Source organism: Cupriavidus phytohabitans (assembly GCF_000426345.1).
Classification (GTDB): Bacteria; Pseudomonadota; Gammaproteobacteria; order Burkholderiales; family Burkholderiaceae; genus Cupriavidus.
On the sequence record NZ_AUFE01000005.1, the window covers coordinates 139,431 to 154,104 of the forward strand.

Genomic DNA, 14,674 nt, shown 5'->3' on the forward strand with positions numbered 1-14,674 from the left:
CATTACCGGCGCCGTCTGTCCGGTTCCGTCCGACGCCGCCGGACGGAAACCAGACTGGCAGGGGCGTCATCGGCTGCCGGTCATGCCGGCAGCCGCTGCAGCTGGCCCTGCAGCTTGGCCAGCGTTTGCTCGAAATCAGCGAGTCGTTGCGTCTCTTGCGCCACCACGGCGGGCGGCGCCTTGGCGACAAAGCTTTCATTGGAGAGCTTGCCGCGGCACTTGCCGATCTCTGCAGCGATGCGTTCGACCTCCTTCGACAGGCGCGCGCGCTCGGCGGCGACGTCGATTTCGATCTTCAGCAGCAGGTGGTTGCCGCCGGCAATGGCGACCGGCGCACCTGCGCCTTCGGCCTGCAGGGTGCTCTCGTCTTCGAAGACGCGAACCTCGGAAAGTTTCGCCAGCGCCTGGATATGTGCGCTGGCCGCCTTCAGGAATTCGCTGTCGCCTTCGGCATAGAGCGGGATGCGCTGCGCCGGCGAGATGTTCATCTCGCCACGCAGGTTGCGGCACGCGTCGACCACTTCCTTCAGGCGCGCGACCCATTGCTCGGCGTCCTCGTCGATCTTGGCGACGGCCGGCAGCGGGTAGGACTGCATGGAGATGGTCTCGCCGCCGTCGCCCTTGGCGCGCCCGGCCAGCGGGGCCACCTTCTGCCACAGCTCTTCGGTGATGAACGGGATGATCGGGTGCGCCAGGCGCAGCACGGTCTCGAGCACGCGCAGCAGCGTGCGGCGGGTGGCGCGCTGCTGAGCCTCGGTGCCGGTCTGGATCTGCACCTTGGCCAGTTCCAGGTACCAGTCGCAATACTCGTCCCAGACGAACTTGTAGATCGCGTTGGCGACATTGTCGAAGCGGTACTCGGCAAAGCCCTTCTCGACCTCGGCCTCCACGCGCTGCAGCAGCGACACGATCCAGCGGTCGGCCTGCGAGAAGTGCAGGTAGCCGTCCGGGCCGCAGTCGTTGTTGCACGGGCCCATGCCGCAGTCGTGGCCCTCGGTGTTCATCAGCACGAAGCGGGTCGCGTTCCACAGCTTGTTGCAGAAGTTGCGGTAGCCTTCGCAGCGGCCGGTATCGAAGTTGATGTTGCGGCCCAGTGTGGCCAGCGAGGCGAAGGTAAAGCGCAGGGCATCGGCGCCGAAGGCGGGAATGCCCTCGGGGAACTCCTTCTTCGTCTTCTTCTCGATCTTGGGCGCGTCCTTGGGGCGGCGCAGGCCGGTGGTGCGCTTTTTCAGCAGCGTATCGAGGTCGATGCCGTCGATCAGGTCCACCGGGTCGAGCGTGTTGCCCTCGGACTTGCTCATCTTCTTGCCTTCCGAATCGCGCACCAGGCCGTGCACGTAGACGGTATGGAAGGGCACCTTGCCGGTGAAGTGCTTGGTCATCATGACCATGCGCGCCACCCAGAAGAAGATGATGTCGTAGCCCGTGACCAGCACCGACGACGGCAGGAAGTGCTTCAGCTCAGGCGTTTCCTCGGGCCAGCCCAGCGAGGAGAAGGGCACCAGCGCCGACGAGAACCAGGTGTCGAGCACGTCTTCCTCGCGGCGCAGCGCACCGGTGCTGCCCGCGGCCTTGGCCTTGGCGAGCGCTTCCTCTTCGGTACGGCCGACGAAGCAGTTGCCGGCATCGTCATACCACGCCGGGATCTGGTGGCCCCACCACAGCTGGCGGGAAATACACCAATCCTGGATATTGCCCAGCCACTGGTTGTAGGTGCTGATCCAGTTCTCGGGCACCAGCTTGATCTCGCCACTCTGCACGGCTTCCAGCGCCACCTCGGCGATCGAGCGGCCGGGGTAGAAGGTGCCTTCCGGCGCCGGCTTGCTCATGGCGACGAACCACTGGTCGGTCAGCATCGGCTCGATCGCGCTGCCGGTGCGTTCGCTGCGCGGGGTCATCAGCTTGTGCTTCTTGACCTCGGCCAGCAGGCCTTGCTTTTCCAGGTCGTCCACGATGGCCTTGCGCGCGTCGAAGCGGTCCAGGCCGGCGTAGGCGGCCGGCGCGTCGGCAACGATCTTCGCGTCCAGCGTCAGGATCGACAGCTGCGGCAGGTTGTGGCGCTGGCCGACGGCGTAGTCGTTGAAGTCGTGGCCCGGGGTCACCTTGACCACGCCGGTGCCGAACTCGCGGTCGACGTATTCGTCGGCGATCACCGGGATCTGGCGGCCGGTCAGCGGCAGGTGCACGGACTTGCCGATCAGGTGCGCGTAGCGCTCGTCTTCCGGGTGGACCATCACGGCCACGTCGCCCAGCATGGTTTCCGGACGGGTGGTGGCCACGGTCAGGTGGGTCAGGCCGCCCTTGGCGTCAGCCTCGACCAGCGGATAGCGGATATGCCACAGCGAGCCTTCTTCCTCCACGCTGTCGACTTCCAGGTCCGACACGGCGGTGCCCAGCACCGGGTCCCAGTTGACCAGGCGCTTGCCGCGGTAGATCAGGCCCTGCTCGTACAGGCGCACGAACACTTCGGTCACCGCCTTCGACATCTCCGGCGACATGGTGAAGTACTCGCGGCTCCAGTCGATCGACGCGCCCATGCGCCGCACCTGGCGGGTGATGGTCGAGCCCGATTCTTCCTTCCAGGCCCACACCTTCTCGGTGAACTTCTCGCGGCCGAGGTCATGGCGCGACACGCCCTGGCCCTCCAGCTGGCGCTCCACCACGATCTGGGTGGCGATGCCGGCGTGGTCGGTGCCCGGCACCCACAGCGTATTGGCGCCCAGCATGCGCGCATGGCGCGCCAGGCCGTCCATGATGGTCTGGTTGAAGGCATGGCCCATGTGCAGCGTGCCGGTCACATTCGGCGGCGGCAGCTGGATCGCGAAGTCCGGGCGGGCAGGATCGAAGGTCGGCTTGGCGATGCCGCGGCTCTCCCACTCGGGGCCCCATTTCGCCTCGATGGCGGCGGGTTCGAAGCTCTTGGCAAGCGATTGGTCTTGGGCGGTCATGCTGGGAGGATGTCGATGTTGGCGTCTGGATGCGTCGCAAGGCGCAGCGGGGGTGCGGCAGCCTGCGCCTGGCGGCCTTGGCGCCAGTGAAACCCCAAATTATACGGGGGCGGGCCGGTCGCTGCCTATTTTGCGGACAGCGGCCCCGGCCGGGAAAGGCTGGCCAGGGCCGGCGCGCGTCCGCATGCGGGGCAGTTTCCGCCTCTCGGATGTGACGGATCGGACAGGGCCCATCGGTATAATTGGCGCCATTCCACAAGGCCCCTCCGATGTCCGACCTGCTCGCCAACCTCAATGCCGAACAACTTGCCGCCGTCACCCTGCCTGACGAGCCGGCGCTGATCCTGGCTGGCGCGGGCAGCGGCAAGACCCGCGTGCTGACCACGCGCATCGCCTGGCTGCTGCAGAACGGCCGGGTCTCGCCGGCGGGCATCCTGGCGGTGACCTTCACCAACAAGGCCTCCAAGGAAATGCAGACGCGGCTGCAGTCGATGCTGCCGATCAACACCCGCGGCATGTGGATCGGCACCTTCCACGGCCTGTGCAACCGCATGCTGCGCGCGCATTTCCGCGACGCCGGCCTGCCGCAGACCTTCGCCATCCTGGACAGCCAGGACCAGCTTTCGGCACTGAAGCGCCTGCTCAAGTCGCTCAACGTCGACGATGAGAAGTACCCGGCCAAGAACCTGCAGTACTTCATCAACAACGCCAAGGAGCAGGGGCTGCGCCCGGCCGATGTCGAGGCCAACGACGACTTCAACAAGCGCTTCGTCGACCTCTACGCCGCCTACGACATACAGTGCCAGCGCGAGGGCGTGGTCGACTTTGCCGAACTGCTGCTGCGCTGCTACGAGCTGCTGCGCTACAACGACGCGATCCGCCAGCACTACCAGCACCGCTTCCGCCACGTGCTGGTCGATGAGTTCCAGGACACCAACGTGCTGCAGTACCAGTGGCTCAAGCTGCTGGCCGGCCACGGCACGCAGAACCCGGCCGCGGTCTTTGCCGTGGGCGACGACGACCAGAGCATCTACGCCTTCCGCGGCGCCAACGTCGGCAACATGCGCGACTTCGAGCATGAGTTCCGCGTGCGCCGGCTGATCAAGCTGGAGCAGAACTACCGCTCGCACGGGCACATCCTGGATTCGGCCAACCACCTGATCTCGCACAACGCGCGCCGCCTCGGCAAGAACCTGCGCACCGACGCCGGCCACGGCGAGCCGGTGCGCGTGTACCAGGCCGGCTCCGACGGCCAGGAAGCGGGCTGGATCATCGAGGAAATCCGCGACCAGATCGCGCAGGGCGCCAGCCGCGCCGAGATCGCCATCCTGTACCGCAGCAACGCCCAGTCGCGCGTGATCGAACACGCGCTGTTCTCCGCCGGCATCCCGTACCGCGTTTATGGCGGCCTGCGCTTCTTCGAACGCGCCGAAATCAAGCACGCGCTGGCGTATATGCAGCTGCTGGAGAACCCGCGCAACGATGCCGCCTTCGGCCGCGTGGTCAACTTCCCGGCGCGCGGCATCGGCGCGCGTTCGCTGGAGGTGCTGCAGGACATGGCGCGCCAGTACGACTGCGCGCTGTCCGAGGCCGTGGCCTACGTGCCCGGCGCGGCCGGCAGCAAGCTCGCCGCCTTCACGCGCCTGATCGACAAGATGCGCGACGACACCCGCCGCATGACGCTGGCCGAGACCGTCGAGTACATGATCAACACCAGCGGCCTGATCACCCACTACCAGGGCGAGAAGGAAGGCCAGGACCGCATCGAGAACTTGCAGGAACTGGTGACCGCCGCGCAGGCCTTCGTGGTGGAAGAAGGCTATGGGCTGGACGCGCTCGCCGCGGTGATCCCCGCGGACCGTGCCCCCGCCACGCCGGTGCTCGCCGACGGCGACCAGTCCCAGCAGGTGCTCGACCCCGAGGCGCTGCCGGTGGTGATGACGCCGCTGGTCGCGTTCCTGACGCATGCCTCGCTGGAGGCCGGCGACAACCAGGCCCAGGCCGGGCAGGACGCGGTGCAGATGATGACGGTGCACGCGGCCAAGGGGCTGGAGTTCGACGTGGTCTTTATCACCGGGCTGGAAGAAGGGCTGTTCCCGCACGAGAACAGCATGATGGACCCCGACGGGCTGGAGGAAGAACGCCGCCTGATGTACGTGGCGATCACGCGTGCGCGCGAGCGCCTGTTCCTGTCGTTCGCGCAGAGCCGCGTGCTGCACGGCCAGACCAAGTACCACGTCCGCTCGCGCTTCTTCGAGGAACTGCCGGAAGGCGCGCTCAAGTGGCTGACGCCCGCGGTGCAGGGCTACGGCGGCGTGCGCCGCCAGGAACGCGACAACGCCTGGGGCCGCGACTGGTTCCGCAAGCCGGAGGATGTTCCCTACACTGGCACGCGCCCGACCGGCGGCATGGACAAGGGCAACGGCTACGCCGACGCCAAGCGCGAGGCTGGCACCGGCTTGCGCGTGGGCCAGTCGGTGTTCCACAACAAGTTCGGCGAAGGCGTGATCACCGCGCTGGAGGGCGAAGGCAACGACGCCCGCGCCAATATCAAGTTCAAGCGCCACGGCGCCAAGTGGCTGGCGCTGTCGGTGGCGAAGCTGGACGCGATCGACTGAGCGGCGCCGGCCGGGCCGGCGCCGCTTGCGGGCTCAGGACAGGGCGTGCCGCACTTCGCCGGCCTTGGACTCGGGGCTGTCCACGGTCAGCCGCGGGTTGATGAACAGCGATGCCACCGCACCGACGCCAAGCAACGCCCCCGAGATCATGAACGGCAGGTCATAGCTGCCGGTCCGCTCGATCAGGTAGCCGAACACCACTGGCGACACCATGCCGGCCAGCCCGAAGCCGGTGTTCATCATGCCGCCCGCGGTACCGGCGTACTTGCCGGCAATATCCAGCGGCAGGCTCCACAGCACGGCATTGGTCAGCTCCAGGAAGAAGAACGACAGCGACAGCAGGATCACCGCGTTGACGGCATCGGCCGTGAAGGTCATCGGCGCGATGAACATCAGCGAGCCGGCCAGCCCGACGAACAGGATCGCGCCGCGCGCCAGGCGCAGGTTGCCAGTGCGCCGGTAGATGCGGTCCGACAGCACGCCGCCGAGCGTATCGCCGACCACCCCCGCCATCAGCGGCAGCGCGGTGAACAGCGCCAGCTGCTTCAGGTCGAAACCACGCGCCTCCTTCAGGTACGACGGCAGCCACGTCAGATAGACCCACAGCGACCAGCCGTAGCAGAAGTCGACGAAGGTCACCAGCCACATGCGCCGGAACAGCCGGCGCCACGGCGTGGGCGCCTTGGCCGCCTGCTGCGAATCGCCGCGCCGGTAGCCGATCTCCTGCAGTTCTTCCGGCGTGACGCGCTTATGCTGGTCGGGCGAGTCCTTGAACATCATTGCGTACAGCACGGTCCAGCCCAGGCTCACCACACCCAGCACGACGAAGGCCTCGCGCCATCCCGCCGTGGCGACGATGGCCAGCACGATCGGCGGCGTGATCGCACCGCCCAGCCGCGCGAAGCTGTGCGTAATGCCCTGCGCGAAGCCGCGTTCCGCCACCGGCATCCAGTAGGTGAAGGCGCGCGTGGCGGTCGGGAACGCGCCGCCTTCGCCGATGCCGAGCACGAAGCGCAGCACCACCAGCATCATCACGCTGCCGGCAAAGCCGGTCAGCACCGTCGCCACGCCCCAGATCAGCGACAGCACGATCAGCACCTTCTTGGGCCCGAACTTGTCGGACATCCAGCCGCCCAGGATCTGCATGGCGGCATAGGGATAGGCAAAGGCCGAGAACACCAGCCCGAGTTGCGATGACGTCAGCCCCATCTCTTCGCGGATCAGCGGGGCGGCGACCGAGATGTTGACGCGGTCGATATAGGCGATGAAATACATCAGGCACATGACGCCGAGGATCATATGCCGGGTCTTGATGCGTTGCTTCATAACCACCTCCTATGCGCGGCGGGCGCGCGTGGTGTTGACGGGGCGGCGGCCGGCGCATGGTCCATTGCCATGCGCTTGCGGCTCGTCAGGGGCGCGCCAGTGGTAAGTCCTGGCTGCGCTGCCCCGTCCTTGAGCAAACAGCTGTGTGTCTCCGTGTGTGTCTCCGTGTGTGTCTCCGGGAATCGTGGTGGCGGGTGATTGGGCTCCTTGGCGAGGGTGGGGGAAGGGAAGGGCCGTCAGGTCAGGCAGGGTCCAGCAGCTTGAGTCGCTGCACCTTGCCGGAAGGCCCGCGCGGCAACTCCGCGATGAAGCGGAATTCCCTGGGCGTCTTGTAGCGGCCCAGCTCGCGCAGGCAGTGCGCGCGCAGCGCCGCGTCGTCGCAGGCCACGGCCTCGCGCCGGACGATGAAGGCGACGATCTCCTGCCCGTAGGCGGGGTCGGGCACGCCAACTGCCGCCGCTTCCAGCACGCCCGGATGGCGCAGCAGCGCTTCGTCGATCTCGCGCGGCGCGATGTTCTCGCCGCCCTTGATGATCAGTTCCTTGGCGCGGCCGGTGATGTAGAAGTAGCCCTCCGCATCGCAATAGCCGAGGTCGCCGGTGCGCAGCCAGCCGTCGGGTGTAAAGGCTTCACGCGTGACCTCGGGCGCCTTGTAGTAGCCCGCCATCACGCTCTCGCCTTGCAGCACGATCTCGCCGATCTCGCCATCGGGCAGCGGTTGCCCGTCGCGCCCCAGCACGCGGGCTTGCGTGCCGGAAGGCCGGCCGATGCTGCCGATGCGCCGCTGCTGCGGATCAAGCGGATTGCTGAACGCCGGCGCCGCGGTTTCGGTCATGCCCATGGTCTCGATCACGCCAATGCCGAAGCGCTGCTCGAACGCGCGATGGTGCTCCGGCGGCAGCGCGGCGGAAGCGGAGCGGCAGAAGCGCACGCCGGCCGGCGCGCGGCCGTCGGGATCGTTGAGCAGGTAGGCGATGATGGTCGGCACCACGTTGAGCCAGGTGCAGCCATGTCGGGCGATCTCGTGCCAGAACGCGCTGGCCGAGAAGCGCATCGGCATCACCACCGAGCCGCCGTGCACCAGCGGCGCGATCGCGGTCACCACCAGCCCGTTGATGTGGTACAGGGGCAGCGTGGCCAGCACGCGATCCCCCGCGCCGAGCGCATGCTCGCGGCTGACGCTGGCGCCGTTGGCGGAGAGGTTGCGGTGGGTCAGCAGCACGCCCTTTGGCGTGCCGGTGGTGCCGGAGGTGTACATCAGCAGCGCCGGGTGGTGGGGCTGCGGTGGCGGAAGGGGGGCTGCGCCGGGCTGCATTTCCCGCAGCGCGGGCAACACGCTGCCGTCCGGCGCGGTGACCACCACTGGCACCTCGACGCCGGCTTCGGCCAGCGCCGTGCGGATCGCGGCTTCGCCTTCGGGCGAGGTGAATACGAGCCGCGTGTCGGAGTGCCCGAGGATGTAGCGCAGTTGCGCGGGCTGGCACAGAAGATTGATCGGATTGGCCACCAGCCCGCAGGCCATGGTGCCAAGCAGAAGTCGCGCGGTCTGTTCGCCGTTGGGCAGGTACACCGACACCGTCTGGCCGCTGGCGAGGCCGGCCTCGGCGTAGCGGCGGCAGAGTGCATCGGCGTCGGCAGCCAGGGCGCCGAAGCTGAGCGCGCGGCCGCTGTCGGGAGACAGCAGGTAGGGTTTGTCGGGGGCTTGCGCGGCACGGGCGGCCAGCAGCGTGGCCACGGTGTCGAGCACTTCGGGGCGGATGCGCGCGTTCATTAGCCGACCCTCGCGAAGTAGTCGCCCAGCAGCTCGCGCTCGTCGGGCACGCGCTCGGCGATCGGCTCTGCGATGCGGGTGATGTTGAGGTACTGCCGCCAGCCGAGGTTGTCCGAGAAGTTGTTGCCGCCCCAGGTGCCGCAGCCCATTGACAGCGAGAACGGCAGGCCGTTGTCGAAATTGCCGCCGGTGGCGAAGCAGTGCGCCTGGTTCACGATCACGCGCGCCACCGGCAGTTCCTGCCCGAGTTGCAGCGCCTGCTGCGGATCGGCCGTGTGCAACCCGACCGAGTGGCCCGCGCCCATGTAGTCGTAGAGGCTCGCCACGCGCGCCACGGCGGCCGTGAAGTCGGCGGCGCGATAGAGCGTAAGCACCGGCGAGAGCTTTTCGCCGGAGAAGGGATAGTCGCTGCCGACGCCGGTCTCCGGCACCAGCAGCATGGTCGGCTGCAACGCACGCACGCGCGCCAGGCCCGCCAGTTCGGCAATGCGCGGCGCGCTCTGGCCGGTCATGTCGCCGGCGAGCTTGCCGTGCCGCCACATCAGCGCCTGCAGCCGCGCCTTTTCCTCGGCCGTCAGCAGCACGCCGCCGACGGCGGCAAGCGCTTCGAGCATGGGCTGGTAGACCGCGTCGAGGATCACCAGGCTGTTCTCCGACGAGCAGCTGGTGGCGTTGTCGAAGGTCTTGGAGCGGACGATCTTTGCCGCCGCATCGGCCAGCGCCGCGCTGCGATCGACGATGGCGGCCACGTTGCCGGCCCCGACGCCGAAGGCGGGCGTGCCGCAGGTGTAGGCCATGCGCACGTTTGCCTGCGAGCCGGTGGCCACCACCAGGTCGGCCTGGCGCATCAGCTCTGCGGTCGAGGCTTTCGACACCGGCGCGGGCAGCATCTGCACCAGGTCCGCGGGCAGGCCGGCGCGCGCGAACTCGGCGTGGATGAACCACAGCAGCAGCTCGCACGTGCCCTGTCCCTTGGGCGAGGGCGCCACCACTACGCTGTTGCCGCACTTGAGCGCGTTGATGATCTTGTTGGCCGGCGTCGCCCCGGGGTTGGTCGACGGCGTGATCGCGGCGACCACGCCGACTGGCCGCGCGATCTCGGTGATGCCGGTGGCCGTGTCACGCGAGATCACGCCGACGGTCTTGCGTCCGTGCAGGTCGCGCAGCAGGCCCAGTGTCTTGCGATGGTTCTTGCGGATCTTGTCATCGACGTTGCCAAGGCCGGTGTCGGCCACGGCCCGCTCGGCCAGCCGTCGGTTGCGCGCGGGCTCCATGATGGCCCACGCGGCGGCAGCCGCGGCGGTGTCGACGGTGGCCTGGCCGGCACGCGCGAACACGCGCTGCGCCTGCCGGGCGCGCGCCACGATCGCATCGACCTGGTCTTCCTGCACGGGCACATCGGTGGAATGGGACTGCTGGCGCTGCAGTATCTGCACACTCATGGATCGGCTCCGGGGTTGGTTCGGGTAGGTCCGCCGCGGCGGCCCCGGATCGAATCTAGTGAACCCGGACAGGCATGCCGTCCCAATTTGTGCGCTTTCGCGAGCACGGCTGCGGGCTGCAACCGCTAATGCAGTTTTCGGGACGCCAGGGCGTCCCGGAATCCGCTAAATTGCATCCATGAGCAATCACTCGAACGCCGCCGCGGTGCGTGCCTTCCGCATCCTGGAGATCCTGTCCGCGGCCGACGGGCCCATGCCGCTGTCGGCCATCGTGCAGGAGATCGGGCTGCCCAAGCAGACCGTGCACCGCATCCTCAAGCAGCTGGAAAGCACGTGGCTGGTATCGCGCACGGCGGGCAGCCCCGGCTATGAATGCTCTTCACGGGTGCGCCAGCTCGCGGTCAACGTGCTGATGCAGGCGGGGCCAGCCGCGGCGCGACACGCGATCCTGCAGCAGCTGGTCGACAAGGTCGGCGAGACCTGCAACCTGACCATGCTGTCGGGCGACGACGTGGTCTACCTGGATCGCGTGGAAACGCAATGGCCGCTGCGCATGCACCTGCAGCCGGGCTCGCGCGTGCCGCTGCATTGCACCGCGAGCGGCAAGCTGTTGCTGGCGTTCCTGCCATGCGCGCAGCGTGAACGTCTGGTGGCCAATCTGCCGCTGCGCGCGCATTCGGCTCGTACCATCACCGACGCTGCCGCACTGCACGCGGAGCTGGCCGAGACTCGGCGGCGGCGCCTGGGCATCAACAACCAGGAAAATCTCGAGGGGATGATCGCGGTGGCGGTGCCGGTGATGCGCAATCGCAACCGCGCCTGCGCGGCGATCGCGGTGCAGGCACCGCTGGCGCGGATGACGATGGACCGGCTGATGGGATTCGTGCCCGACCTGCGCCTGGCGGCGGACGCGATGGTGAAGACGTTCGGGGAGTAATTGTGAGCGTGTTTGCCGCTGGTTTGCTCCCCTCTCCCGCGAGCGGGAGAGGGAGCAAACCATCAGCGCTGAAAATGCAGACTTAGACCGTCGGCGCAGCCGGCTCCACCCCCGGCGGGGTCACGTTGAAACACCCGCGGTAGGTCGCATAGAACGAGCAATACAAAATCGCCAGCATCAGCAGCGAATACGGCGTCACCAGGAACGACAGCACCGTTTCCGCCCCGAACACGCTGAACACCGCTTCCAGGAAGAACGGGATCGCAACCAGCAGCATCGCGAACAGCACGATGTACGTAAAGAACGCGCCACGGTTGCGCCAGCATGCGGTCCAGCTGAAGAACAGCGCCTTCACCGGCGGCACGCCATGCCAGGCCGCCAGCAGTGGCGCGAACCAGAACATCATCGCGATCGGTGTGTACAGCAGCGCGCCGATCATCATCGCGTAGTAGAGCTGCCGCACTGCTTCGGCCGAGGGTGCTTCTTCCTTCAGCACGATCGGCACCAGCGCGCTCATGTCGACCACGGCGCCGGCGATCAGCCCCAGCATGAACACCAGCCCGGCGTAGATGCCGCCCAGCACCAGCAGGTTGCGCGTGGCTTCCTTGCCATTGGCGCGAAAGCCCGCCAGCAGCACGGTTGGCAGCACGCGCTTGTTCTGGATCACGTCGCGGCATGCGGTCATCACGCCGACAGAAAGGCCCGGCGTGACCACCAGCAGCGCGATGATGCCGATCAGCGGCACCACGATGGCCAGCTGCGCGGCAATCAGGTAGACGAACAGCAGCATCAGGAAAGTCAGCGGGTTCTTGCGGAACAGCCAGATACCCTGGCGGAACCAGACGTAGCCTTCCTTGGCAGGAACTTCCAGTAGTTGCATGACGGATCAGATCCAGGGGAGCGGGCGCGCGGGACTGGCGTCCAGGCGCCGGCGCAGGATGCGTTCGAAATGGGTGGGATCGTGCGGCTGCAGCATGTCGGCCTCGCGCGGCAGGTAGAAATCCCACAGCCGTGACACCCAGAAGCGCAGCGCGCCCGCGCGCAGCATGTCCTGCCAGTGCGCGGCCTCGGTGCCGGTCAGCGGCCTGACCGCATGATAAGCCCGCAGCATTGCCTGCGCCCGCGCGTGGTCGAGTTCGCCGCTGGCCAGGTCGATGCACCAGTCGTTGACGGTGACCGCCAGGTCGAACAGCCACTTGTCGTTGCCGGCAAAGTAGAAGTCGAAGAACCCGCCTAGACGGTGGCGGCCGCTGCCGTCTTCCTCGAACAGCACGTTGTCGCGGAACAGGTCGCAGTGGCAGGGGCCTTCGCCCAGGCTGGCGTAGTCGGCGCTGCCGAAGAACGCCGCCTGGTGCGCGATTTCCCGTTGCAGCAGCGCGCGCTGGCCGGCGTCGAGGAAAGGCAGGATCTCGGGCTCGGTCTGCTGCCACCACGGCAGGCTGCGCAGGTTGGGCTGGCGGCGCGGGTAGTCCTGGCCGGCCAGGTGCATGCGGGCCAGCATGTCGCCGACTTCGGCGCAGTGCTGCGCGTCCGGCGCCAGTTGCGAGGCCCCGGGCAGGCGCGTGACGATGGTGGCCGGCTTGCCCTTGAGCGGGCGCAGGATCTCGCCGTCGCGCGCCGGGATCGGCGCCGGCACGCGGATGCCGCGCTCGGCCAGGTGCGCCATCAGGTGCAGGTAATAGGGCAGCTGCGCGAACGACAGCCGCTCGAAGATGGTCAGCACGTACTGGCGTGCCTGGCCATCCTGCTCCATGGTAAGGAAGAAATTGCTGTTCTCGATGCCCGAGGCGATGCCGCGCAGTTCGCGCACTTCGCCAAGGTCGAAATCAAGCAGCCAGCTGGCGATCTCGTCCTGCGAGACCGTGGTGAATACGGCCATACTCGTTGTGTGAAGCGAATCGGAAAGCGGCGGCAAAGCAAGGGCCGCCGCCGCGGCATGACTGCCGGAGGGCCGGCGCGGCCCGGTCACGCCGGGCCGTGGGTCAGCGTCCCGCCGCCGCTGCGGCGGGACGCTTGCATGGTCAGAACTTCAGGTTGACCGAGGGCACGCGGTTGACATCGTGCTCACGGATCCGCGGCGAGCTGTCTTCCGGCTTGCTCATCTCGTACTTGGTGCCGAAGCCGGACTTGACCTGGATATCGGTGGCCCGGCCCTTGTCGCGGTACTCGCGCACCTGCGTGCCGTCGCGCTCGTTGAGCTGGAAGCTCGGCTGGCGCGGCTGGTTCAGCTGCGTCTTGGCTGCCGGCGCGATCGGCTGGTTGTTGATCTGGTTCAGTTCCTGCTGTGTCAGTGCGCTGCTTTCCTGGTTGCCCTGGGCCAGCACGGGTGCCGCCAGCGCAAATGTGGCGGCAGCCGCGGCCATCAGGCGCAGGCCTGCGGGCAGGGGGTCGTCGGACCGGGCAGAACGGCACGACCGGGTGGAACGGGAGGTCATCAGGGGCTCCTGTGCGGCGTCGCGGCGCTCCATAAGGGCAATAAGGGGCGGCGGGCGGCGCCGCGGCATGCGGCGGTTGGCTGCAACCCGGCGGCGCCGGGCTTGGCAGAACGGACAGGTTCCATTCTAGCAATTCTGCCGTGCCCGGAGGCCGGGCCGTGCCCCGCGGCGCACCCGCGCAACGCCCGGTGTGCCTGACGCGTGGCTTGCGGCGCAAGCCGGCCGGGCCGAACCCGGCCGGGCGCTTACAGGTAGAACATCTCTTCCTTGGGCGGGATCGGCTTGTCGCCGCCACGGCGCTCGTAGTAGTCGTAGACTGCTTCGAGCACTTCATGCGGCTCGTCGACGATCTTCATCAGGTCGAGGTCGTGCTCGGCGATCAGGCCCATCGGCAGCAGCGTGAAGCGGAACCAGTCCAGCAGGCCCTTCCAGAAGCGGCTGCCGAACATGACCACTGGCACCGAGCGCGACTTGCCGGTCTGCACCAGCGTCAGCACCTCGGCCAGCTCGTCCAGCGTGCCGAAGCCGCCCGGCATCACAATAAACGCGTCCGAGTTCTTGACGAAGGTGACCTTGCGCGTGAAGAAGTGGCGGAAGCGCATGGCAATGTCCTGGTATGGATTGCCCTGCTGCTCGTGCGGCAGCTCAATGTTCAGGCCCACGCTGGCCGACTTGCCGGCGTGCGCGCCCTTGTTGGCCGCTTCCATGATGCCGGGGCCGCCGCCCGAGATGACAGCGAAGCCGGCATCGGAGAACAGCCGCGCGATCTCGATGGTGCGCTGGTAGTAGGGCGAATCCTCGCGCAGGCGTGCGCTGCCGTAGATCGACACGGCCGGGCGGATCTCCGAGAGGTACTCGGTCGCCTCGATGAACTCTGCCATAATCGTGAACATTTGCCACGATGCGCGCGCCTTCTTTGCGGTAGCGCGGTCTTCGTCGGCCAGCGCACGCAGGCTGGGGATCATCTTGCGCGGATTGGCGCGCGCGGCCGCGGCGGCGGCTTTTTCAGCGGCCACTTCAGGCGGATGGCCTGCGGCGGCGGCATCGGCCGCGGCGGCTATGGCTGCGGCGTGTTCGGACGCTGCCTCCGGCGGGGGTTGCACGGTATCGCCGGAGATATCGGAAACATCCGGATCAGCAAGGGGGGCGGTCGAGGCACCGCCCGCAGCGGCACCAGTCAATTTTGAGTCCATGGGA

At 67.6% G+C, this 14,674-nt stretch carries 10 protein-coding genes; 2 read left to right on the forward strand and 8 right to left on the reverse strand.

What is annotated here, in order from left to right:
• Nucleotides 1–80 precede the first annotated feature (80 nt).
• Nucleotides 81–2,948: a valine--tRNA ligase gene (locus K309_RS0105755; protein ID WP_029045530.1), complete on the reverse strand. Its 2,868-nt coding sequence runs from the start codon at nucleotides 2,946–2,948 to the stop codon at nucleotides 81–83.
• 269 nt (nucleotides 2,949–3,217) lie between these two features.
• On the opposite strand from K309_RS0105755, the gene K309_RS0105760 reads away from it, so the two are divergent.
• Nucleotides 3,218–5,566, forward strand: a complete 2,349-nt coding sequence (locus K309_RS0105760; protein WP_029045531.1) for a UvrD-helicase domain-containing protein — start codon at nucleotides 3,218–3,220, stop codon at nucleotides 5,564–5,566.
• Between the two features lie 33 nt (nucleotides 5,567–5,599).
• Here the strand turns inward: K309_RS0105760 and K309_RS0105765 are convergent, their stop codons facing one another.
• The 3 genes from K309_RS0105765 to sauS form a co-directional block, all read right to left on the reverse strand.
• Nucleotides 5,600–6,892, reverse strand: a complete 1,293-nt coding sequence (locus tag K309_RS0105765) for an MFS transporter (protein WP_029045532.1) — start codon at nucleotides 6,890–6,892, stop codon at nucleotides 5,600–5,602.
• A 241-nt stretch (nucleotides 6,893–7,133) separates the two neighbouring features.
• Nucleotides 7,134–8,663 (reverse strand): acyl--CoA ligase, encoded by a 1,530-nt coding sequence (locus tag K309_RS0105770; protein ID WP_029045533.1) that lies wholly within the window; start codon nucleotides 8,661–8,663, stop codon nucleotides 7,134–7,136.
• The gene (sauS, locus tag K309_RS0105775) at nucleotides 8,663–10,105 is read right to left on the reverse strand and encodes an acylating sulfoacetaldehyde dehydrogenase (RefSeq protein WP_029045534.1); all 1,443 of its coding nucleotides are present in this window, start codon (nucleotides 10,103–10,105) and stop codon (nucleotides 8,663–8,665) included. Before sauS ends, K309_RS0105770 begins: the two co-directional genes overlap by 1 nt.
• A 178-nt stretch (nucleotides 10,106–10,283) precedes the next feature.
• On the opposite strand from sauS, the gene K309_RS0105780 reads away from it, so the two are divergent.
• Nucleotides 10,284–11,042, forward strand: a complete 759-nt coding sequence (locus K309_RS0105780; RefSeq protein WP_029045535.1) for an IclR family transcriptional regulator — start codon at nucleotides 10,284–10,286, stop codon at nucleotides 11,040–11,042.
• 82 nt (nucleotides 11,043–11,124) lie between these two features.
• On the opposite strand, the gene K309_RS0105785 is transcribed toward K309_RS0105780, so the two are convergent.
• The 4 genes from K309_RS0105785 to K309_RS0105800 form a co-directional block, all read right to left on the reverse strand.
• Complete coding sequence (locus K309_RS0105785) at nucleotides 11,125–11,922, reverse strand: BPSS1780 family membrane protein (protein WP_029045536.1); 798 nt, start codon at nucleotides 11,920–11,922, stop codon at nucleotides 11,125–11,127.
• A gap of 6 nt (nucleotides 11,923–11,928) precedes the next feature.
• Nucleotides 11,929–12,921 (reverse strand): homoserine kinase, encoded by a 993-nt coding sequence (locus K309_RS0105790; protein ID WP_029045537.1) that lies wholly within the window; start codon nucleotides 12,919–12,921, stop codon nucleotides 11,929–11,931.
• Nucleotides 12,922–13,063: 142 nt separating this feature from the next.
• A complete protein-coding gene (locus K309_RS0105795; RefSeq protein WP_029045538.1) occupies nucleotides 13,064–13,477 on the reverse strand; it encodes a membrane protein in 414 nt (137 codons plus the stop codon).
• Between the two features lie 245 nt (nucleotides 13,478–13,722).
• Entirely contained in the window at nucleotides 13,723–14,670 is a 948-nt protein-coding gene (locus tag K309_RS0105800; RefSeq protein WP_232232318.1) for an LOG family protein, read from the reverse strand.
• Nucleotides 14,671–14,674 lie beyond the last annotated feature (4 nt).